The following is a 23,532-nucleotide window of genomic DNA, read 5'->3' as shown; positions in this document are numbered from 1 at the left end:
AGAAAAACTTGACAGCAATGAAGAGGATAGGGAATAAGGAATGCACTCGATCCATTCCCCAATAAGGACGCTGTTTTCTATGAGACAAATGTCGCCGCGTAAGGCTCAGGCAGGTACGATTCGCCAGCGCAATGAAGCTTTGATTCTTCAGGCTGCTGCGGATGAATTTGTTAAACATGGTTATAAAGGCACATCTGTTCAGGCTATTGCAGACCGGGTCAATTTGCCCAAGGCAAATATTCTTTACTACTTTCGGTCTAAAAAAGGTCTGTATTTGGCTGTATTGGCGGATATTCTTAACCTTTGGAACCAAGGATTTTCTGAAGCTGCTTTAACTCAACCGCCGGATGAGGTGATTGAACGTTATATTCGGGGGAAAATGCGTTACAGCCGTACCCATCCAAAAGAATCAAAAATTTTTGCGTTGGAGTTAATTCATGGGGCCCACCATATTCAGAACGCCATGCAGCTCCCCATGGTGAAGTGGACAGAAAAAACGGCCACAATTATCCAAATTTGGATTGAACGTGGTTTAATTCGCCCGATTGAACCGTTGTATCTGTTATTTATGATTTGGGGGACCACGCAGTTTTATGCTGATTGTGATACTGAAATTTCGCTGATTAAAAAGCGTCCGCTGAATGAGCAAGAGTTTGAAGATGCGACACAATTTGTCGTCGAAATGGTTTTAAGAGGGCTTGGACTCCGGACGGATGCACTGGCGTAAATGATCCACCAATAAGCGTTCAGTGGACTCCATCCAATTTGATTGAATTTTTTAATCTTTCTCTGATAAACGTTCTCTCAGGAAAGCGTACTGAGTCAGAATTGTTCTTATAAGACCATTTTTATATTGATAGAGATTAACGATTGTTTTTTCTGACGATAACCATCAAAACCGGTCTGTTTGATGGTGTATTGCCAAAAAAATCTGAGCAATTACGCAGTAGCCCTATACACTTAAGTTAAATGAGTGAGTTGTGACGTGGTTGTACAGCAAGTGTATGAATACGTCTGACTGTTCAATATAAACGTATAGAGTCGGCCGGATTTTATTATGCAATGGATAAAGAATCAGTCTATTACTGTTAAGATGGTCTTTCTTGTTGGAACGATGCTAATACTGACCATTATTCTTTCTTCTTTCAGCCTGTTGAAGATGAATCGAGTCGCCGGAGAGGTCAAAGGCATTGCTCATGAACATATACCGTTGATTCAACTTGTCAGCGATGCCACTGTAAAACAGTTACAAAGTGCGTTGATTGTTGAAAAAGCATTACGGGCTGCGGATTTTACTGTGGCAATTGATGCAGAAGAATTACGCCAGCTCCAACAAAACTTCAGTAGTGTTTCACAGACCTTTGACCGGGAAGTTCAGCAAGCACAGTCTAATCTGAAAGGGATGTTACAATCTCATCGCAATGACGGGGTTGAGAAAGAGCAACGATTATTGCAGCATTTAAGCGCCGTGATCACCCATCATCAGCGTTATGAAGACACCGCTGCAGAGATTCTTCAAGCGGTTGTTGAGCATAAAAATAATCAGGCACTATCTGTAAAAGCACAGCAACTTGAAGAACAACAAACCGCTCAAAATCAGGAGCTTAGCGCACTGTTAGCCGAAGTTGAACAACTCACCGAATCATCGCTTGTGCAAACGGAGCTCGAAGAGCAGCAGGCAATATGGGGCATGGTTTTATTGGTGGTTATTGCGCTATCCGTTGGTTTACTCATTGGCCTGTTTATCAGTCGTCAGTTAGTTCATTCTTTGTCTTATGCCTGTTCGGTCGCAGAACAAATGGCTCAGGGAAATTTCGATCTGGATGTTCAGGTGGATCGCCGTGATGAAGTCGGGCGCTTGTTAGGTTCGATGCAGATGATGTCGAACTCATTGGGCAACATCGTGTCATCGGTGATGAGCAGCAGCTATTCGATTGCGACCTCGGTGGTTGAGTTGTCAACGGTTGCCAGCAGTAACCGGCAAGCGGTTGAGCAACAGCAGCAAAATACTGAACAGGTTGCGAGTGCGATGACTGAAATGGCTGCGACCATCACTGAAGTTGCAGCCAATGCCGAGGAAGCGTCGACGTCCAGTCAGCGGGCTGAAACCCATGTGAAAGATGGTTGCCAGATGATAGAAGAAACCAGTCATCTGGCGGAGAAGTTAGTGAAAAGTGCTGAAAATTCACAGGCGTTGATCACCAACTTACAATCAGGCACGACCAAGATTCAAAATTTTGTGTCTGTTGTTAATGCGATTGCAGAGCAGACCAACTTACTGGCTTTGAATGCGTCGATTGAAGCTGCAAGAGCGGGTGAACAGGGGCGGGGTTTTGCTGTTGTTGCCGATGAAGTGAGAGTTCTGGCTGCACGGAGTCAGGAAGCGACTCAAGAAATCGATTCATTAATTGAATCATTAGTCGGTAATACCGATTCGGCAGTCAGTGCCATTCAGGTTAGCGGTGAGCAAATCGGGCATTCTTCAAGATTGATTCAGGATATCAGACAAAAAATGAATCTCATTGAACGGTCACTCATCGAATTGAACGAAGCCAATGTTCAGATTGCGACTGCAAGTGAACAACAATCGGTTGCGGCAGAGCAGATCAGCCGTAGCATGGTGCATATCAGAGACTCTGGACAATCTGTAATGATGAGCACAGATGAAACCAAACGAGCCAGTGAAGATCTGTCGGTACAGGCATCGGATTTACGTCATCTGATGTCTCAGTTTCAGGTTAAGTCAGGGTAAATTGTTGGCATCATCAGCTGTCCCGGAACCTTAATCTTCATATAGGTGTGGCGGAATATGGATAATGGATAGATGATCACTCGTTTTACTTTGCTCAGATGGATCGGGCTGTTGATCATTCTGGCGGTCAGTTTCTTTATGTTTCTGTTTTTAGTGCATAAAGAACAAGCCATGTTGATGCAAGCGCCTCAAGTTCAGATTCGTATTGCTGTTTCTCAGACGCCTTTGTCTTCACCATTTCTGGTTGCAAAGCAATTAGATATATTCGCCAAATATGGGTTAGATGTGACGCTTGTGCCTTGTTATGGCGGTATTGACTGTATTCGCGGGCTATTTGCAGGCACTGCCGACTATGCCACCGCTTCAGAGTCCGTGGTGATGTTTGAGAGTTTCAAACGGAAAGACTTCATGGTTCTGAGTAGCTTTGTTCAGTCGGATAATGACTTGAAACTGTTGTCATTACAACGGACCGGTATTCGTCAAATGAGTGACTTAATTGGTAAAACGGTGGGTGTGGTTGAGGCGAGTGCTTCAGAATTTTATTTGGATGCGCTGTTACTGGTCCATAATCTCACACATGATCAGATCAAAAGAGTTTATTTAAAGCCGCAAGCCCTGACCACTGCATTATTTGATGGGCAGGTTGATGCGATATCTGTCTGGGAACCGTATGGTTATCAGGCCACGTCACAATCTGAGACGCCCTTGATTGATTTAAGTTTGAGCGGTGTGTATCAACTCTCGTTCAATCTTTTGATGATGCGATCTTTTTATATTCAAAAACAAGAGACCCATCAACGTTTGTTGCAAGCTCTGGCAGATACTATTGATTGGATTCATCAACATCCTGAATCGTCCCGGAGTATTGTCGGTAAAGCGCTTTCTATCAAAAAAATTCAGCTGGAAACCACTTGGAAAGACTATGTTTTCCAGCTTTCTTTAGGTAATGCATTATTGTCCAATCTGCAGTTGCAGGCACGTTGGGCCATTGATACTGGTATTGTGAATGGTGCATTGCCGGATTACCGTAAGATGCTTGCGTCAGATGCGTTAGAACGGTTACGGGATCAACAGGGTGGTGTCTTACCATGATCCGTTCAATTTCTCGAAAATTACTGCTGCTATTAATCACGACGCTACTCTTGTTCGGATTAATTATTTTCTCGCTTTGGAGTTTAGCCAAAGAGCAAGCCCAGACTCGGAATCATTTAGAGTCGATTATGCAGATCCAGTTAAGTATTGATTCTCTGCGTAGTCAGTTGTGGGGATTCTTACAGTATGAAGACGCTGATATGTTGAAGCAGGTGTCTGCTGCACAGAAAAAACTCTCGGAAAAATTGGATCAGTTTGCTTATTCAGATCGTCATACGAGAAGTATGATCCGACTGAATCAAAATCTATCGGTTTTGATCGCTCAGGAAACCAAATTCGGCCAATCTGTCATGAAAATGGAAGGGAAGATGTCCGGCCGGGATTTACTTCATGCCCGATATAACATGTTGGTGCAGAATATGACCGAAGAGCTGCTCGACCTGCAAAGGAAAAAACTCAATCAAAGCCGCGAGAATCAACAGATTACGCTGATACTGACGGCCGCGAATTTATTGATTTTTTCTGCTTTTGTCTGGGGATTTGCTTTGCAGATTTATCGACATTTCCAGTTTGGTTTTAAGGCGCTGAAACATGGTTTTCACGAGTTATCGCAGGGTAAATTGAGTAGTCAGATTGAGACAAGTCATTTAGATTCTGAATTTGTTGCGCTGGCGGAATTTTTCCACCAGATGAAAAGCGCTTTGAGAAAAACCATGGTGTCCCGGGATGATTTGCAAACCGAGGTTCACCGACAAACCGAAGAGCTGAAAGCACAAAAAGAGCGGTTGCTGTTCTTGTCTGAACATGACTATTTGACTGGATTGTTGAACCGGCGGGCTTTTGAAGAACATTTGGAACAGGCACTCGTCAAAGCGAATCGATCGGGCATGAAAGTGGTGGTCCTGTTTCTAGATTTGGATAAATTTAAACAGATCAATGATAATTACGGGCATGAAATTGGTGATGAATTGATCCGCAGTATTGGCGAACGTATTCATCATCATATCCGAACCTCTGACTTTGCCGGACGTATCGGTGGGGATGAATTTGTGATTTGTTTGGATTTGCTGGACAGTCTCGACTGTGTTGAATCCCGAGTTCAGCGATTGTCAGAAGAGATTTCTCAGCCGATTTCGGTCAATGATGTACAAATTTCGGTGGATGTCAGTATCGGAATGAGTTGTTTTCCGGATGATGCATCAAATAAACAAGGATTACTCTCTCATGCGGATAAATCGATGTATGAGATCAAATATGACAAGCGTATCGGAAGCCCGGATATATCTGATGTGGTCTGAATCTGACAGGGCTTTCCTATTTCCCGTCATACGCTGTAAGTTTTAGATTGTTTCAATCAATTATTTTTGCTCACCGGCTGAGCATTACGGTTTATTGCGGATACGGTCTGGGAAATCATTTTGTTTGAATAATTTTTGTTGGAACTTCATCTTAGGGTGACTTGGGTATATCCTGATGCGATTGATGAATATTCAATCGGTTGGATCATCTATCGGCTAGGGATATAAGTATGAAAGTTCGTTTTATTGTCTTGGTGAGTGGATTATTGTTGAGTGCCTCTTGTTGGTCAGCAGAGGCTTTATTTGCGGTAGCGAATAATTTTTATCGACCAATGAAAGCACTGAGTCAGGATTTTGAATCTCAGTTTCCCCATCATATCGAAATTTCAACCGGGGCGACCGGGCAGCTATATGTTCAGATTACGCAGGGAGCTCCGTTTGACCTGTTTTTTGCCGCGGATACTATCCGACCGACCAAACTGGTTCAAGACGGGCAGGCGAGTGCTCAATTCACCTATGCTCGCGGCACGTTGGTTTTGTGGTCGGCACAACCGAACATTGCGTTGAAAGCACGATTATTGAGCGGGGAGTATTCACATCTTGCGCTGGCAAACCCCAAATTGGCACCATATGGGCTTGCGGCACAACAGGTTCTTGAAAAAATGGGGTTATATACGAAAATTCAGGATAAAATCGTCCAAGGGAAAGGATTAAATCCTACATTCCAGTTTGTCGTCACCGGAAATGCCGATATGGGATTTGTCGCAAAATCTCAGGTTTATCAGAATAATCACTATCAATCCGGTTCTTATTGGGAAGTCCCGCGTGAAGATTATGCGCCCATCCTGCAAGATGCAGTGGTGTTGCCTGCCGGACAGACCAATGAAGCCGCACAGGCATTTCTGAATTATCTGCAGACGGACAGGGCACAGCGTATTATTCAGAGTTACGGATATCGGTAAGTCAACACAAAGGTAATGGGATGGAAATTGACAGCGTTGTTGTGCTGACAACCTTAAAACTTGCCGGGGTCGTTACATTCAGTTTACTGGTGATTGGGATTCCGGTCGCATGGTGGTTGTGTGTTTCTAAATGTCGTTATAAAGGTGTGGTGGAGGCGGTTTGTTCCCTGCCAATGGTATTGCCACCAACGGTTCTGGGGTTTTATCTGTTACTGCTGTTTTCGCCGCAAGGCGTGATTGGGCAGTTATTGCAACAGCTTCATCTTGGAACGTTACCCTTTTCTTTTGCTGGGATTGCGATTGCTTGTACGATCCATTCTTTTCCATTCGTCTTACAACCGTTGAAAAATGCTTTTCTTGCCATTGGCCAATTACCGATTGAAGTAGCCGCAACACTCAGAGCTTCTCCGTGGGATCGTTTTTGTTCAGTCATTCTGCCATTGGCCTGGCCGGGAATTTTCTCAGCAGCCATTATGGGGTTTTGTCATTCACTGGGTGAGTTTGGGGTTGTTTTGATGATTGGTGGCAATATTCCGGGCAAGACTCGGGTGATGTCGGTTGAAATATACAACTATGTTGAAGCGCTTGAATTCGGTAAAGCACATCTACTCGCCGGCAGTCTGGTTGCCTTCTCTTTTATTGCTTTGCTAGTGATGTACTGGTTGAATCATCGCTATCATTATTCGCAGAGGTAAGTTTTTGAGTTCTATCCATGCGACATTCGCCATCTCCTATCCGGATTTCTCTTTAGCGGTTGATTTAATCTTGCCCGCTTCTGGTATCACGGTGTTATTTGGTCCTTCCGGTTCTGGAAAAACAACATGTCTGCGAGCGATTGCCGGGCTGGAAGCCCCTGAAAAAGGGTGGTTACGGGTCGGCGATGAGGTTTGGCAGTGTTCTGAACAAGGGGTCTTTCTCCCGACGTATCGGCGTGAGATTGGCTATGTGTTTCAGGAGGCCGGATTGTTTCCGCATTTATCCGTGCAGCAGAATCTGGAATACGGTTATCGACGAATCCCAGTCAGTAAACGACGCATCTCCGTTGACAGTATTTGTCATTTTATCGGGGTGAGTCATCTGTTGGAGCGCTCGGTTCATCAACTCTCCGGAGGCGAGAAACAACGAATTGCAATTGCGCGTGCATTGCTGACTTGTCCCAAACTATTATTGATGGATGAGCCATTATCGGCGCTGGATGTTAAGTTGAAATCTGAGATCCTGCCGTATTTGGAAAAAATTCATCAGGAGCTGTCTATTCCGGTGATTTATGTGACCCATTCGGTACGGGAGCTGGCCCGTTTAGCTGATCATGTCGTGTTGTTCCAAAACGGACGGGTTGTCGTCAGTGATCAAGCTGAGGTGGTGATGTCTGATCCCAGTCATCAGGATATATTTGGTGAGGCGTTGGGGAGTATTTTTGACACGCGGGTGGTAGAACATCATCCGGATCGGGTCACGCAATTAGATAGTGACGGTGTCACTATCTGGGCCCCCGGGCACATTGGTGAAAAAGGTCAGTTGTACCGTTGTCGGGTATTGGCTTCTGATGTCAGTATTGCATTGTATGAGCCGGAACAAACCACAATGCTCAATCGTTTGCCAGCTGTGATTGTCGATATTGATCATCGTAAAGAGCAGCAGGGGCAAGTCGTTGTGGTGCTGTCGTTATCCAGCCACCACCGTTTGCTGGCTAAAATTACGATGAGATCGGCATCTGAATTGGGGTTAACGCCCGGGATGTCGGTATGGGCACAGATCAAGTCTGTGGCATTGTCCTGATCCCAAATTGAATACGAATAAATATGCCCAAACAGTGCGCGCTATCCGGGCATATTTGTTTGAAAGTCGGTCTTATGGTGCTTACCGCCAGTCATCATCCAAGAAGTCTTTGCCTTCCAGTACATATGGGCCTTCATCATTCATAGAATGTTCTACGATGCCCTGTAAACGTTCTAATTGTTGTTCCAGATGATTGACCGCTTGGTAATCACCGTCAGAGCAAGCAACATAGATCTGTTGCTCAAGTGATTCAATACGATCACGAATGTTCATATTGCACCTCCTACTATCGATGAGATCACTATGGTACTCAGTGTTATTGTAGTCAAATGAGCGCGGGGCGGAAACTTTTGCAGTCCGACCAGTGGCGGGCATTGCGATGACTCTTTTATGATGATTCAGTAACCGATTGATCTTTATTTGCTGATGAAGTGTACAAATAAACGGGTTTTAGACAAAAAGCGCTTTTCTTTTTTTTCAGTTATGGCATCTTATGGCCCTCAAGCTGAGATGCGGGCATCGTATAATGGCTATTACCTCAGCCTTCCAAGCTGATGATGCGGGTTCGATTCCCGCTGCCCGCTCCAAGTTCTGCTCACGATCCTCATATTTAATCTCACCCGCTTCAGTATCATTTTTTGCCGTGCACCTGAGCAATTGTCTGCTATCTACCGTGTCTGCCATATTTGAATCGGGACGATTTGAATTGTGTGTCCTTTCTGTCTCTTTCTGTCATCGTGACTGCTGCTGACTCTGCTCCCGGAATGCTTGAGGGGTCATCCCCGTATGGTTTTTGAATGCAGCAAAAAACGAGCTGGGGTGCTTAAAACCACTATGTGTTGCAATGTTTTTAATGGGATGACGGGTATTGCCGAGTAACACCTTGGCATGATTGATGCGCATAATGATTAAGTATTGTTTGAGCGAAACACTGAGCATGTTTTTAAAGAGTGTCATGGCATATTTAGGATGGAGTCTGACATGAGACGCTATATCTTCAACCTGAATATTCCTGCTGTGGTTCTTTGCCATATAATCAAGCATCAACTGTACATTTTTATAGCCAGTGTAATTGGCATGACGCGATGACGTTTCACGCATCATGTTAAACATTTCTGCATGATAGTCATAAGAACAAAGCCGTCGCAGCATGAAAAAGACTTCTTCTTGAACGATTTGATTGCGAATCTCATGCTGTTCCCGGTAGGTATGCATCCAACGTTGATTTTCGGCAAGACTGACAACGTCAGTATGGCAAACGGAAATGATCCCCCCATTCATGACCTGTTGGACAAATTCCTGAGGAAGTGGCCAGCTCAAAAACATGTTAAGAGGAATATTCACAATCCCCATCAGTGCATTATCACTGCTCTGCTTGACCCGGTGAGGCGTAACAGCCCAAAACACAGCCATTTGACCGCTTTCTATTCGTACGTCGGTATGATTGAACGTATACGTCAGTGTCCCTTGATAAAGGATATTCACTTCAATTTGCTGATGCCAGTGATATTCCTGCATATAAAAGGGCTGACGCAGCTCAAAACTTAATTCTGCTTCACCATCAAGTAATGGGCCATCGTGTTGCTGAACAACCTGAGTATGATGAGTTTCGGAGGGCATGTTCGTTTCTGCTGGTGCCGTCCATCGGTTGTTCATGCCTTGATTGACTGTCACTGGATTCGCCACACTTCTCTGTCCTTTGCTTTACTGCTATTGCCTTCATTTCACAATGATTCGTCATCACCGAGTACCTAAAAGTAAGGGAGTCTGAATGAAGGTATTCAATGTTACGGATACGGGGTGAACACAAGTAATATCATAGCAATATATTATGAATTTCAGGAGATCAAAGTCCACTGTGTGATTGCATTATGCTACAAAATTATCCGGAAAAGTAAGATTACGTGATATGTGTGTCGAACTGGATTTGCTGCCTGTTTCTGAGTGAATTAATTTGTTCTCAACGGAACAACATAGAGTGGTTAGTGATGCAAGAGCGAGAATTGATTGAATTAACCGGCAAGCAGACGCAGTTAATCATTGAGTTGGGAGAGTTTGCAGAAATATTGTATTGGGGCAATCAGGTTTATGGTGATATCGCGAGTTGCTGCTCAACTATATATCGTCCGGTTCCCTATGGCCGATTGGATTGTGATATTCCAGTGACAGTGTCACCTGAATTAGGCCGTGGCGTGTTCAGTAGTCCTGGCCTTGAGGGCCATCGTGATGGTCAAGACTGGGCACCGGTTTTCACCTTGAAAAACGTGGTACAAAAATCGCCAAAAGGACAGATGTTCAAAGACGAGAGTTTAAAAGGACAGACGTCGTTGGCGGAAAATGCATTAAAAGGACAGGCATCGCAGGAAGGTGCGTTAAAAGGACAGACACTATATCTCGAAAGTGAAGATGCTTTGGCGGGGCTTCGACTGAGCACTGAAATTCATATCGACGAATATGATATTGTGAAAATCCGCCACCAGTTAACGAACATCAAATCTGGCACTTATCAGGTTAACCGATTTGCCAATACATTACCGTTACCCATGAGAGCGAAAGAGCTGATGACATTTTACGGACGCTGGGTGAAAGAGTTTCAGACCGAGCGTCAACCATTGCTTCAAGGGGGATATCAGCAAGAGAATCGACGCGGACGAACCTCTCATGAGCACTATCCGGCACTGATTGCCGGCTCGCAACATTTTGACGAATTGCATGGCGATGTCTGGGGATTTCATTTTGCATGGAGTGGCAATCATCGACTCCGTGTCGATGTGAAAGCTGATGGCCGACGATATATGCAGGCAGAAGTCATCTATCTACCCGGTGAAATGACACTTGAGGAAGGAGAGAGTCTGACGACGCCATGGCTGTACGCGAGTTACAGTGATCGGGGATTGAATGGGATGAGTCAACAGTTTCATGCACATGTTCGTCATTCGATATGCTCACCTGATTTGATAGCAAATTCCCGGCCTGTTCATCTCAATACATGGGAAGGCATCTATTTTAATCATAAGCCCGAATATATTATCTCGATGGCAACTCAGGCGGCCAAATTAGGTGTCGAGCGATTTATTATTGATGATGGCTGGTTTAGAGGCCGAAATGATGACACCGCTGCGTTGGGAGACTGGTTTTTAGATGAAAGTAAATATCCCAATGATCTTGAACCTATTATTAAACATGTCAATCAATTAGGAATGGAATTTGGCCTTTGGTTTGAACCGGAGATGATCAATAAAAACTCTGAGCTTTACCGAACGCATCCCGATTGGTTATTAGCCGTAGACGGGTATGAGCAACCGACGGGAAGGAATCAGTACGCGATTGACTTACAAAATAGTGATGCATTTAATTATTTATATGAAAGACTGTGTTATTTTCTGAGTCAATATAATATTGCTTATATTAAGTGGGATATGAATCGTGAAATTGTCCAACCGGGACATCAAGGAAGGGCATCGGGTGTCCGGCAGACAGAGCGATTTTATGCGTTGGTTGATTTGTTACGGTCACAATTCCCTCATGTGAGTATCGAATCCTGTGCATCGGGTGGGGGGCGAATTGATTATGAAGTCCTCAAACGGACGAATCGATTTTGGCCGTCGGATAATAATGATGCCTTGGAGCGACAGCGAATTCAGCGTGGGATGAGTTACTTTTTCCCGCCTGAAGTGATGGGAAGTCACATCGGTGCTGCGCATTGCCATAGTACGCGTCGTCGTCACAGCATTGAATTTCGTGGTCTGACAGCACTGTTTGGCCACATGGGAATTGAGCTTGATCCGGTAAAAGAGGATGTTGCGGAGAAAGAGCGCTTTGCACATTATGTGGCACTCCACCAATCTTTACGGCCTTTACTTCATACTGGTATTAACTGGCGGATTCCGACAGATGATGATGCTCATCAGGCTCAAGCGGTGGTTGCTGCTGACCAGTCTGAGGCGGTTGTACTCGTTGTACAACTGGCAATGCCGACACATGCTTTGAGCGGATCTTTAAGAATTCCCGGTTTGGATCAGCAGGCGATATATCAGATTTCTATTCTGGATAAGCCATCATTTTATGAAAATATTGTTCACACTCAGCCACAATGGACATTCTCGGGCGGCAAGGTTTCTGGTTCTTGGTGCCGGGAAGTCGGGATTACCTTGCCGGTTCTGGATCCGGAAACCGCAATATTAATCAAATTAGAACGGGTGAATTAACAGGTTTGTTACATTCAGACCTGCTTGCGTCTCCAAACCTTATGAAATGAGCCGCCAAGATATTTATAAAGGCGGCTTTGATTTTATTTATGGAATATATTTTTTCGGTAAATGTCATTGTTCCTTCATAGTCGATGCATATAATCTGTAAATTTAATATTTTTAAATCAGTATATTTTTCTGTTACTACTTTTGTTTAATATAGAATAAATACACTAATTTTAAATATTGATCTGTATAGCTTGTATTACCTTTATTGATACTTATATATTGAAAATATAATTAAATATGTGCGGTATGCTGAACATATGACAGGTATGACTAGCTATGCCAGAAAAGGTGTGTTTATGATGACTACCATATTAATAATTTAAATTCAGACGCTTCCTGATATTTAATAATAAAGTGCAGGTTTTAAACCGACATATAGACGGACAGGCTTAGGTTAGGTTTTTATAATTAAGTGATTGAATGTCACTATCAATCTCTGATGAAAATAAGAAATAATCTCATAAACTAAAAATTACATTTAGAACATTTCAATGTAATGCTTTCGTGCTGCACTTATTTTAATGGATGCTGTCGCCCCCGTTTTGGTCATTCATTCCTAATAAGGATATAAGCATGAACTTTGAGTTAACAAAGCAACAAATCGAGCTTTATGATACGGCATTACGTTTTGCTTCGGATGTATTAGAGCCCGGTGCGGCGGAACGTATGGCTACGCACTCTTTTGATCGTCAGTTATGGGAGGAAGCCGCACAGTTTGGTTATGCGAGCCTGCCGATTTCTGAAGCTGATGGCGGGAGCGGTCTATCCACACTGGAAACCATGCTTATGGTTGAAGCTTTAGGTAAAGGCTGTAGTGATCTGGGACTGGCGTTCTCACTATCTGCCCATTTGTTTGCCTGTGTTGTCCCTTTCAGCGGCTTTGCCAGTGAAACCCTCAAACAAACCTATCTACCGCGACTGATTGACGGCTCCTGCATTATGGCCAACGCAGCGACCGAACCGGAAGCCGGATCTGATATTTACGGGATGAAATCTACCGCGGAACGTGTTTCGGACGGTTATTGTTTAAATGGGAAAAAATGTTTTATCTCGAATGCGCCTGTCGCTGACTATTTCCTTGTATACGCAAAAACGAATCCGGGAATGGGATTCTTAGGTGTGAGTGCTTTTCTGGTCCCGAAAGATGCTGAAGGTCTGACGGTTGGCAGCCACCATGCCAAAGAGGGACTAGGAACCTGTTTATGGTCAGAAGTTTATTTACAAAATGTTTTTGTGCCTGAGTCTCATCGCGTTGGCGCCGAAGGTGCCGGAGGGGCGATGTTTTATGATTCGATGATTTGGGAAAAAGGGTGCCTGTTCGCGTATTACGTGGGAGCGATGGAGAGAATGCTTGAAAGAGTCATTCATCATGCGCAGGAACGAAAACAATTTGGTCGGGCAATTGCACAAAATCAATCCGTATCTAACCGGATCGTGGATATGAAAATCAATCTGGATACCTCGCGTTTACTGCTGTATCGCGCAGGTTGGCTTTATGATCAAGGGAAAGATAGTGAATTGGAAATTGCAATGAGTAAGTTAGTTATTTCTGAATCGGCTGTGCAGTGTGGTTTGGATGCCATCCAGACGTTCGGGGGCTCCGCCATTGAAAAAGAAATGGGAATCATGCAGTTATTACTGGACGCTGTCCCCTCAAGAATCTTCTCCGGATCAAATGATATTCAGAGAGGCATCATCGCAAGAAAATTAGGGCTCTGAGTCGTCAGTTTACGAATAAGGCTAGGATATGAAAGCATTAGTAGCAATCAAACGAGTTGCGGATCCGTCATTGGCGGTTCGTGTTCAGAGTGATCAGCGTGACGTTGATCTGTCAGATGCCAAAATGGTGTTGAATCCCTACTGTGAAATTGCATTAGAGGAAGCAATACAGCAGAAAGAAGCGGGGCTGATATCAGAAATTATTGCGGTTTCTGTCGGAACGCTGCCATGTCAGGAACAGCTGAGAACTGCACTTGCACTGGGGGCCGACCGTGCGATCCATATCGAGTCAGAAGATCATTTGGATCCGCTGATTATTGCAAAGTTGTTGGTGAAAATTGTTGAGAAAGAGCAGCCGCAAGTCATATTTACCGGTAAACAATCGGTCGATAGTGACAATAATCAAACCGGTCAGATGTTGGCTGGTCTACTCGGTATCGCTCAGGGAACATTTGCTTCAGATATTCAGTTTGAATCTGATTCAGTTCTGGTTACGCGTGAAGTCGATCATGGTCAGCAGGTTATCCGGCTGACACTGCCAGCAGTTCTGACTGCAGACTTGCCTTTAAATAAACCTCGCCACGCTTCTCTTCCTAATGTCATGAAGGCTCGTAGAAAACCGATCGAATCGATTGCAGCAGAGAGCTTAAATGTCGCGATGCATCGGCGCACCCGGCTTATCAAGGTTGAATCACTCAATGGTCAACGAGCCGGTATCAGAGTGGAAAATGTAGATGAGCTGGTCAGTAAATTAAAACATGAGGCGAGGGTAATCTGATGACTATTTTGATTATTGCGGAGCACGATCATCTCAAATTAGGTGAGGCGACACATCATGCCATCGGAGCCGGCATACAAATGAGTGATGATCTTCATTTACTCGTTATTGGTCGTCATTGCGAGCCAGTGGTTGAGCAAGCCACCCGGTTAAGTCATATTTCGACGGTTCTCGTTGCGGATGCTGATACTTATATTGAGGCACCCGCTGAAAATATTGCCAATCTCATTGCTTGTATCGGGAGAGACTATACCCATATCGTCGCTGCTGCGACGTCATTCTCCAAAAACTTTTTACCCAGAGCTGCGGCATTGCTGGATGTTTCCTTCCTCTCGGAAGTTATTGATATTGAAAGTGATGATACCTTTCGCAAACCGATTTATTCGGGAAGCGCGCTTGCGACGATCCAATCGATGGATCCGATCAAAGTGATGACCATCAGAACCACCGCGTTTGCTGCCAGCGCTGATATGGGGGGGACTGCCAGCGTTGTTCACGTTCCGGTGACGGAAGATGTCCGGCTTTCACAGGTAATCAGTCATCAGACGGTTGAGTCTTCTCGTCCGGAACTTTCATCGGCACGGGTTGTGATTGGGGGTGGTCGTGGATTGGGAAATGAACACAATTTCGCGTTGCTGGAAACACTGGGCGATAAGCTTGGCGCGGCAATTGGCGGAACCCGGGCTGCTGTTGATGCCGGGTTTACCGCCAATGATCTTCAAATCGGGCAGACTGGGAAAGTGATCGCACCGGATTTGTATATTGCTGTCGGTATTTCCGGCGCGATTCAACATATTTCCGGTGTGAAAGATGCCAAAACAATTGTGGCTATCAACAATGATGCTGATGCGCCAATATTTCAATCCTCAGACTATGTGTTGGTCGCCGATTGTATGGATGTACTGCCTGAATTGATTGAAAAAATAGAGTGAAGTGAAAAATAAAGCGAAATGAAAATAAAGCGAAATGAAAAGTAATAGCGCAGAGTCACTTGAGTCGGCCACCATAATTCATCATATAAGAAGTAAGGAAAATCAATGAGAGAAGTTCTGGAATTTGATGTTGTGATTGTTGGTGGCGGGCCCGCAGGCTTATCTGCCGCCTGCCGTCTGATGCAGCAGGCACAGGCGGATAATCAGGCGTTGAATGTTTGTCTGATTGAAAAAGGGGCTGACATTGGTGCTCATGCTTTATCAGGGGCGATCATGGAAAGTCGGGCCTTGGATGAACTTTTTCCTGACTGGCAAGCGCAAAATGCCCCCATGATTACCCCGGTAAAACAGGAAGCTCTCTTTTATCTCCGGGATGAGTATAAGGCTTGGCAGATTCCCAACCTCTTTGTTCCCCGGAATATGCATCATCAGGGGAGTTATCTGATTCGCCAAGGAAAATTCTGTCAGTGGCTTGCCAGTCAGGCCGAACAACTGGGTGTAGAAATTTTTACTGGGTTTACCGCATCAGAGTTGCTTGTCAATGAACGGAATGAAGTTTGTGGGGTTATCACTGGTGATATGGGATTAAATGTCCGGGGAGAACCGAAATCCGAACATATTCCGGGGATTGAATTGCGAGGCAAATATACATTATTTGCTGAGGGAAGCCGGGGACATCTCGGTAAACAACTGCTTGAGCGTTATGCGCTGGATCGCAATGCCGATACACAACATTTTAGCCTGGGATTAAAGGAAGTCTGGCAGATTGAATCTGAGCGCCACCAATTGGGGCAGGTGATCCATCACTTTGGCTGGCCTTTGACGCGCCATGCCAATGGCGGCGGATTTCTCTATTTTCTTGATGACAATCAGGTCGCTGTCGGTCTGGTGGTTGATTTGAATTATAAGAACGCCTATCTGAGCCCGTTTGAGGAGTTTCAGCGGATGAAACATCATCCTGAGATTGCCCAATATCTTCAGGGAGGGCAGCGACTGTCATACGGTGCCAGAACGTTAACCAAAGGGGGATATCATGCACTGCCTAAGATGACATTTCCCGGTGGGATATTGATTGGCTGTGAAGCGGGTGTGCTGAACGGTGCAAAACTGAAAGGTATCCACACTGCGATGAAATCTGGGATGTTGGCTGCGGAAACTGTTTATCCCGCATTGTTAGAGGAGATGCAAGGCACTGATTTAACGTCCTTTGCTGATAGCCTACGCCACTCTTGGTTACATGACGAGCTGTATACGGCCAGAAATAGTACTGCGGCGATGCATCAATTTGGCCCCTTCGGTGGGGGACTCTTTAATGTTGTCGATCAGAATATTCTCCGGGGACGTTTGCCATGGCATATTCGAGATAACCAAGCCGATCACGCCCAATTATTACCGATCAATCAATGTTCGCCGATTCACTATCCTAAACCGGATCAGAAGTTGAGTTTTGATCGGTCTTCTTCCGTCTATATCGCCAAAGTCTCTCATGAACATGATCAGCCATGTCACCTTCAATTACGGGATCCACACATTCCGTTAGCAGAAAACTTTGTGGTCTATGGTGAGCCGGCACAAAGGTATTGTCCTGCCGGTGTCTATCAAATCGTGGAAGAAAATAATGACAAACGCTTTGTCATTGATGCGCAGAATTGCCTCCATTGTAAGGCATGTGACATCAAAGACCCCGCACAAAATATCACCTGGTCCCCCCCGGAAGGCGGTGGTGGGCCGTTGTATACGAATATGTGATCTATTGATTATTGACGTGGGATATTAGTTGGATGGTGAACAGCTGGTTGTATGATAACCAATTGAAATTAATTTGATTATGAAGTGTGCAATCAAACGGATTTTTCGTAAATAGCACTTTTATTTTTCGTCGATTGTGGCATATTAGCTCCGTCATCTCGATGCGGGCATCGTATAATGGCTATTACCTCAGCCTTCCAAGCTGATGATGCGGGTTCGATTCCCGCTGCCCGCTCCAACTTCTTACTTCTTGCTTCTTGCTTCTTGCTTCTTGCTTCTTGCTTCTTGCTTCTTACTTAGTGAACTATTTTGGTTTCATATTTTCTGCAATAAATTGACAAACCAGCTGGTTACCGTAAGCCGTATGATGTCCATCCCATATGGGGCTTGGCGCTACTTCTGTAGCGGTTTTCAAATAATTAAAACTGTCTAATACGTTTATGTGTTGCCGTTGTGCTGCGTTTGTCACTCTATGGCGGATTTTTTCAATTTCAGGATTAAAGAGATCACCTTGTGAATATTGAAATAGAACATATTTTTCAGCCACGGGTAAACGTGATAGTTGTTCTAATGTGAATTTGATAATGTCATCGATTGGTGCTGCATCGGGGTGTTTGTGTGTTAAACGACGACCGGTCCAGTCAATTGATTTACCTTTCATGGCAGATATTCTGTCTATCAGGGTTGCTCCAACAATAGAGTAGCGCCAAACGTATTTGAGAAGCCTGAGAGAGTGGGGGAGTTGGGCCGGATTCCATTTACTTCCTTTTGCATCCAATGTTAATGATGCCCATTCACTGATACCGTGTCTTGTAATGACTGCAGGGCGAGGCAAACCAGAAAAATAATCCATCTTATCTCTATGAAAATCATCATTTAATAATATGGATAGAATCACGGTATCGTAATGACTTGTTGTTAAGATCATGGCAGCTCTTTTTATCGCTTGGGCTGCACCGTAGCCAGAGACGCCCGCATTTGTGATGCCTTTGTTTAAGCTGCGTTCAAGACATGATGGCCAAGTATCACGGTTTGACACTTGATCACCAAATGTAAAAGAATCTCCGACTGCGAGAATGGCATGAGTGTCAATACCGTTATTGTCATTATTTCTATAGCCATTTTCATCAATGGAAACTTTGACGTGAGGCCAATGACGGAAGTTGATAATTTGATTGAATCCCGGAGTCGGTATATAACCTAGCTGTTGATTCGTTTTGAAAAAATTAATTTTCACATCTTCAGGCAGCTCTCGTACTGCTAAGTGATTCAATCGACTATAATCACACATTCCTGCCATACAAGTTTTTAATGTCCATACGAGTCGAGCACCACCTTCCAAAAGTAAGAGCAGAGCAACAAGGACAAAGAGGTTGATTGATATCAGCTTAATCCAGCTCATACTGGCCCACATAGTTGTTTCTCAGTGATACATCTTGCTCAGCTTTGATCAGCAAACAATTCCCGACCGCTAAAACATCCATCTCTGTGCCCATGAAACATCGGAAAGCATCTTCCGGTGTACATACAATCGGTTCACCTCGAATATTGAATGAAGTATTCACAAGAACGGGACAGTCCGTTAATTCGTAGAAGCGTTTGATTAATGCATAATACTTAGGATTGGTATCTTGATGGACGGTCTGTATCCGTGCTGAATAGTCAACATGTGTGACAGCAGGAATAGCGGATCTGGCAAAATTTAATTTTTCGATACCCACTGATTCACTATCGTGAACTTTATATTGTTTATCAGTATTTATATGTTCAACCAGTAACATATATGGGCTGTCAGTATCACACATGAACCAGTCCGCCATATGTTCTCTTAAAACACTGGGAGCAAATGGTCTGAAACTTTCTCTGAATTTAATTTTAAGATTCAGTTTTTTCTGCATAGAAGGCGCTCTTGGATCGGCAAGGATACTTCTTGCGCCAAGTGCCCGAGGCCCGAACTCCATCCGTCCTTGCATCCATCCGATGACTTTTCCTTCCGCTAACAGGGTTGCGACTTGATTGATTAATTCGTCTGCCGTCAGTTGATTGTATTTCGCCCCATGCTTATTCAACGTTTGTTCTATTATCTGATCTGAATAAGCAGGTCCCAGATAAGCACCTTGCATATGGTCATGTCGTGTTGAGGTACAAGTCCGTTCTCCTTGATGATGTATATGCCAATAAGCAAGAGCTGCACCCAAAGCGCCTCCTGCATCTCCTGAAGCAGGTTGGATCCATATATTATCAAATATGTTCTCTCGTAAAATCACACCATTAGCAACACTGTTCAGCGCTACACCGCCTGCAAGGCATAAGTTTCGTTCTCCGGTTTCCAAGGCAATCGAGCGTGCTAATTTGACAATGATTTCTTCGGTGACTTTCTGGATTGACGCGGCAATATCCATTTCCCGTTGTGTAATTGGTGATTCAGGTTGTCGTGGCGATCCCCCGAAAAGGTGATGAAATCGCCTATTGGTCATGGTCAATCCGGCACAATAGTTAAAATAGCGCATATTCAGATGGAAGCTGCCATCTTCACAAATAGTGATCAGCTTGTCTTTGATAAGGCGAGTATATCTGGGGGTTCCATAGGGCGCTAATCCCATCATCTTATATTCGCCGGAATTCACTTTAAAACCGAGATAATAAGTAAACGATGAGTAAAGCAGCCCGAGAGAGTGAGGGAAGTGTATTTCTTTAATGATATTTAATTGGTTCCCATGCCCGATAGCCAGAGATGTTGTTGTCCACTCACCAACACCATCTAATGTCAGTACTGCTGCTCGTTCAAATGGTGAAGGGAAAAAAGCACTTGCAGCATGAGACAGGTGATGTTCTGAGAATCGGAGTTTTTCTTTCCAATTAATACGGGATTCAAATGCACTGCATAGCCCATTTATGAGGAGAGATTTTTGGAATAGTTTTCCTTCCATCCATAACGACATTGCTAAACGAAAACTTCTGAAGCCATGGGGAACAAATGCCAGATAGGTCTCTATTAATCTTTCAAATTTAACCAATGGCTTTTCATAAAAAACAACATAGTCAATCTCAGAGGCTGTAATGTTTGCTTCTGCAACACAATATTGAATCGCATTGACAGGAAAACTATCATCATGTTTTTTTCTGGTGAATCTTTCCTCTTGCGCTGCTGCAATGATTTCACCGTTGAAAATCAGGCAGGCGGCACTGTCATGATAGAATGCAGAGATCCCCAAAATGTACATTATTACTCCTAGAATAAAGTATAAATGAACGGTGCAACGACGGTTCCCTGAACGACAAAGAATAGCCCGCACAAGAGAAACATGACAATGATAATTGGGGCAAGCCACAGTTTCTTACGTACTTTTAGAAAAATAAAAAGTTCTTTTAGGTGATCCATACTCAATCCAGCGATTAAAATTGATTTTTGAAGGTGTCTTCAAGGGAAGAATTTTGCGGCTGTCGGTGACGCCAGAATGTATGGGATTCTGACTGTCTTAACTTCAATTCATCCTTACCAAATAGACGCATGATCAGTCCGGTTGGTAGAAATAACAGATAAAAGATGAGCCCAAGTATGATGGTCTGAGTTATTTTTCCTAAAAAGAACCCGGTGAAAGTCCATAGAAAATTAAGTCTGTACAAGCGATCAGGTTGAATCGTTGCGACTAAGGCAATCATTCCTCCCAAAAACGCCACAGATGTACTCATAGTGCCAGCCTTATAAGAATTAAGGTAGCCGGCAACAATAAGAATCATGATAGAGAGCATAAAACCAAAGTCTTGATTAGACACTAATTTTAGGTCATATCTGTCATTATTATGGGTCTTGTATCGATTTTTTCTCAAGAGCTACCCAGCCTAAAAATTATCTGATTCATTTTACGTAGTGATCTATTGAAACGGAGGAGGTTTGACGTGATATCTGCCCCCATTTTTTAATATAGAAAATCATGTAAAAAACAGCAAGTTATCATATACTATTTATGGCAGGTATCGTGTCTGTGTCTATAGAAAAAGTTAAACGAGGAAGTCATTCTTATTGATGAATTACCAATTTATAACAGTTGATAGCATAGAAATGAATAAGCTGATTAGGGAAGTGTGATGTGCTTGTTAGGTATGGTTTTGAAAGAAATGCAGCAAAAATATACAACGCTATCATCTGACAAATTAAGAATGAAAATAAATAATAGCAAGGAGATAGTTTGGTTACAGTATTGATTTTTATTTATTTTATTTCCGCTATAACAAATTCCAAGAGGGTTGTTATTTTTAGTGGTGTTTTAATTTCATCTTTACTGTATCCATTAACCTTTGTTTTTGTGTTGATGTTGGCTTTTTTGATTACTCAATACAAACATTTTCTGTATAATCGAGAAGTGATGCTAGCTTTGGTGTTCTTATTATTTATTTCACTTAAAAATTCTTTTTTACCTATAGACATTAGAGGTGACCTTCTCGGATTGAGTTTTGTTTTATTTCAATCCTGTTATTATATTAAAGAAGAGATTTCATTATATACAATGGTTAGTCGGCTGAGTTTTTTTCCTCAAATGTACTGTGGGCCCGTTGTTAAGTCCTCTGATTTTATTCGAAATAAAAAGATGAACATCAAATCTTTGGCACTATATCATATTATATTTTCAGTCGGATTGTTTTATAAAACATATATTACACATATAACTCATTATGTTTATGCTAATGATGATAGCTTACTCAACTCCATATATTGGTGGGCATATATGTATTCTGATTTTCTCTCTTGGTCACTAATGGGGATTGGTATTGCTGGCCTTTCAGGATTTAAAATGCCGATCAGCTTTAAATCGCCCTTTTTTAGCAAAAATATATCGCAGTTTTACAGGCGATGGAATATCACTATTTACCAATGGTGTATAGATTTTATCAAGGTGAAAATTTACAATAAATTTTGGGCTTATACCAATATAGGTTTTGCAACTGCATCTTTAGCTTTATGGCATGGGTTAGGGTTTAATTTTATTCTGTTTGGACTTTTCAACTTTATATATTTTTTCTTTCAGAATAAAATTAAGAAGAAGAATAAGTTGTTATGGGGTAGTCAAATTATTTATTATGCTTTCATCGGCTTTTTATTTAATGGTTTTCTACCAAGTAATTTGATTCCAATAATATCCAACTGGTCCTATTTTACATTGTGGTTTTTATGCATTTCAATTATGTTATTTTTTGATTATAAGTCTTTTTCATTAGTTCGTAAGACAATTAATCGTCATCCTTATTTTGTTATCATGTTATGTTTGTCTTTTGTAGTATTTACCTTGTTTTTCAGAAAAGTGGATGGGCAATTTTATTATGCGCAATTTTAGAAAAATAAAAATCATATCAGCATTTTTTTTTAGTGTGACTGTTATTTTTTCTATTTATATTGTCATATTCGATGATTCTTTTAAAAAAATTTCCAGCCCCCAATATGTTAACTGGCTCATGATAGGTAATTCTCATGCTTATAAAATTTTGCTTAATAAAACTGATGTCTATTACCTTAATGAAGATGGTGCCGATATCGATCGTCGAATGAAACAAATTGGTATCGGATTAGAAAAGTTTAAAAATACGAAATATTTCGTTATCAATATCACGCCGTTAGAATTATATAAACCCTACGATATGTCGGCTAATGATAATGATTCATTATCTCTTGGCAAGCCATTAGATATAGTGAATTTTTTTGAACGTAAACTAGTCAAAACACCATTGTCTATATTTGAAAATTCATCTCATGATGATTATTTTTTATCCAATGGACGAAAAGTCTCTCATGGGATACACAGTCATGGCGGTGGCGACTGGTTCAGAGAATCTCATTTTCAAGGGAACAAACCAGATGCAAATTTTTATATCGGCAGTAAAGAGAAATTGATGAAAATGATTCGCTTAATAAAGCAGGGAAAAGATCATGTTGTTATCCTCATTTCTATGCCATTGCATGATCTTTATATCAACCGACTAAAAAACTACTTATCAAAATATGATGTGCCTGATTTGAAAACGTTTACTAAGGATATGAATCAATTAGGCGCTGATTGCTATATTAATTTATATCATTATCTATTACCCACTAAAATGTTCTGGAATGGTGACCACTTAAATGAAAATGGCAGCATTGCCATAAAATCGGTATTGAATAGTAAAGTTAATCATTGTATTGCGACTCATAGATAAGGCTGATTCATCATGACTAGGTA

Annotated in this window: 20 protein-coding genes and 2 tRNA genes; 16 read left to right on the top strand and 6 right to left on the bottom strand. The window is 42.8% G+C overall.

What is annotated here, in order from left to right; all coding sequences use genetic code 11:
• Positions 1-88: 88 nt before the first annotated feature.
• From OCV37_RS17450 to modC, 7 genes are all read left to right on the top strand, one after another.
• Entirely contained in the window at positions 89-727 is a 639-nt protein-coding gene (locus OCV37_RS17450) for a TetR/AcrR family transcriptional regulator (RefSeq protein ID WP_245609155.1), read from the top strand.
• Positions 728-1,057: 330 nt separating this feature from the next.
• Positions 1,058-2,752 (top strand): HAMP domain-containing methyl-accepting chemotaxis protein, encoded by a 1,695-nt coding sequence (locus tag OCV37_RS17445; RefSeq protein ID WP_038185039.1) that lies wholly within the window; start codon positions 1,058-1,060, stop codon positions 2,750-2,752.
• A gap of 72 nt (positions 2,753-2,824) precedes the next feature.
• Positions 2,825-3,844, top strand: coding sequence for an ABC transporter substrate-binding protein (locus OCV37_RS17440; protein WP_038185040.1), 1,020 nt, complete (start codon positions 2,825-2,827; stop codon positions 3,842-3,844).
• Positions 3,841-5,142, top strand: coding sequence for a GGDEF domain-containing protein (locus OCV37_RS17435; protein ID WP_051680826.1), 1,302 nt, complete (start codon positions 3,841-3,843; stop codon positions 5,140-5,142). Before OCV37_RS17440 ends, OCV37_RS17435 begins: the two co-directional genes overlap by 4 nt.
• Before the next feature lie 230 nt (positions 5,143-5,372).
• Positions 5,373-6,104 (top strand): molybdate ABC transporter substrate-binding protein, encoded by a 732-nt coding sequence (modA, locus tag OCV37_RS17430; protein ID WP_051680827.1) that lies wholly within the window; start codon positions 5,373-5,375, stop codon positions 6,102-6,104.
• Between the two features lie 20 nt (positions 6,105-6,124).
• Positions 6,125-6,799 (top strand): molybdate ABC transporter permease subunit, encoded by a 675-nt coding sequence (gene modB, locus OCV37_RS17425; RefSeq protein ID WP_038185042.1) that lies wholly within the window; start codon positions 6,125-6,127, stop codon positions 6,797-6,799.
• Between the two features lie 4 nt (positions 6,800-6,803).
• Positions 6,804-7,883 (top strand): molybdenum ABC transporter ATP-binding protein, encoded by a 1,080-nt coding sequence (gene modC / locus OCV37_RS17420; RefSeq protein WP_084717529.1) that lies wholly within the window; start codon positions 6,804-6,806, stop codon positions 7,881-7,883.
• 81 nt (positions 7,884-7,964) lie between these two features.
• On the opposite strand, the gene OCV37_RS17415 is transcribed toward modC, so the two are convergent.
• Positions 7,965-8,156 (bottom strand): hypothetical protein, encoded by a 192-nt coding sequence (locus tag OCV37_RS17415; RefSeq protein WP_038185044.1) that lies wholly within the window; start codon positions 8,154-8,156, stop codon positions 7,965-7,967.
• Positions 8,157-8,395: 239 nt separating this feature from the next.
• Between OCV37_RS17415 and OCV37_RS17410 the strand changes: the two genes are divergently transcribed.
• Positions 8,396-8,470, top strand: a tRNA-Gly gene (locus tag OCV37_RS17410).
• A 145-nt stretch (positions 8,471-8,615) separates the two neighbouring features.
• Here OCV37_RS17410 and melR read toward each other — a convergent pair.
• The gene (gene melR, locus OCV37_RS17405) at positions 8,616-9,569 is read right to left on the bottom strand and encodes a transcriptional regulator MelR (RefSeq protein WP_038185046.1); all 954 of its coding nucleotides are present in this window, start codon (positions 9,567-9,569) and stop codon (positions 8,616-8,618) included.
• Between the two features lie 302 nt (positions 9,570-9,871).
• On the opposite strand from melR, the gene OCV37_RS17400 reads away from it, so the two are divergent.
• From OCV37_RS17400 to OCV37_RS17375, 6 genes are all read left to right on the top strand, one after another.
• Positions 9,872-12,091 carry an alpha-galactosidase gene (locus tag OCV37_RS17400; RefSeq protein ID WP_261888171.1) on the top strand — a complete coding sequence of 740 codons (2,220 nt, stop codon included), beginning with the start codon at positions 9,872-9,874 and terminating at the stop codon, positions 12,089-12,091.
• Positions 12,092-12,715: 624 nt separating this feature from the next.
• On the top strand, positions 12,716-13,861 hold the full coding sequence (locus OCV37_RS17395) for an acyl-CoA dehydrogenase family protein (RefSeq protein ID WP_038185050.1): 1,146 nt from the start codon (positions 12,716-12,718) through the stop codon (positions 13,859-13,861).
• 28 nt (positions 13,862-13,889) lie between these two features.
• A complete protein-coding gene (locus OCV37_RS17390) occupies positions 13,890-14,639 on the top strand; it encodes an electron transfer flavoprotein subunit beta/FixA family protein (RefSeq protein WP_038185051.1) in 750 nt (249 codons plus the stop codon).
• Entirely contained in the window at positions 14,639-15,571 is a 933-nt protein-coding gene (locus tag OCV37_RS17385; protein ID WP_038185052.1) for an electron transfer flavoprotein subunit alpha/FixB family protein, read from the top strand. Before OCV37_RS17390 ends, OCV37_RS17385 begins: the two co-directional genes overlap by 1 nt.
• A gap of 105 nt (positions 15,572-15,676) precedes the next feature.
• Entirely contained in the window at positions 15,677-17,320 is a 1,644-nt protein-coding gene (locus OCV37_RS17380; protein ID WP_038185055.1) for an electron transfer flavoprotein-ubiquinone oxidoreductase, read from the top strand.
• Between the two features lie 163 nt (positions 17,321-17,483).
• Positions 17,484-17,558: transfer RNA gene (locus OCV37_RS17375), tRNA-Gly, on the top strand.
• A 66-nt stretch (positions 17,559-17,624) separates the two neighbouring features.
• Here OCV37_RS17375 and OCV37_RS17370 read toward each other — a convergent pair.
• From OCV37_RS17370 to OCV37_RS17355, 4 genes are read right to left on the bottom strand one after another with little or no spacing between them, the layout of a single operon-like run.
• Positions 17,625-18,722, bottom strand: coding sequence for an SGNH/GDSL hydrolase family protein (locus OCV37_RS17370; RefSeq protein WP_157635076.1), 1,098 nt, complete (start codon positions 18,720-18,722; stop codon positions 17,625-17,627).
• Entirely contained in the window at positions 18,709-20,544 is a 1,836-nt protein-coding gene (locus tag OCV37_RS17365; protein ID WP_038185060.1) for a carbamoyltransferase family protein, read from the bottom strand. Before OCV37_RS17365 ends, OCV37_RS17370 begins: the two co-directional genes overlap by 14 nt.
• An 8-nt stretch (positions 20,545-20,552) precedes the next feature.
• Entirely contained in the window at positions 20,553-20,702 is a 150-nt protein-coding gene (locus OCV37_RS17360) for a DUF5989 family protein (protein ID WP_235862816.1), read from the bottom strand.
• A 14-nt stretch (positions 20,703-20,716) separates the two neighbouring features.
• Complete coding sequence (locus OCV37_RS17355) at positions 20,717-21,097, bottom strand: SxtJ family membrane protein (RefSeq protein ID WP_157635077.1); 381 nt, start codon at positions 21,095-21,097, stop codon at positions 20,717-20,719.
• Positions 21,098-21,510: 413 nt separating this feature from the next.
• On the opposite strand from OCV37_RS17355, the gene OCV37_RS17350 reads away from it, so the two are divergent.
• Entirely contained in the window at positions 21,511-22,653 is a 1,143-nt protein-coding gene (locus tag OCV37_RS17350) for an MBOAT family O-acyltransferase (RefSeq protein WP_038185062.1), read from the top strand.
• Positions 22,640-23,509, top strand: a complete 870-nt coding sequence (locus tag OCV37_RS17345; RefSeq protein WP_211252094.1) for a hypothetical protein — start codon at positions 22,640-22,642, stop codon at positions 23,507-23,509. Before OCV37_RS17350 ends, OCV37_RS17345 begins: the two co-directional genes overlap by 14 nt.
• The last annotated feature ends 23 nt before the right edge of the window (positions 23,510-23,532 follow it).

The organism is Vibrio rhizosphaerae, from assembly GCF_024347095.1.
Lineage (GTDB): Bacteria > Pseudomonadota > Gammaproteobacteria > Enterobacterales > Vibrionaceae > Vibrio > Vibrio rhizosphaerae.
This window is presented reverse-complemented; position numbering and strand designations above follow the sequence as displayed.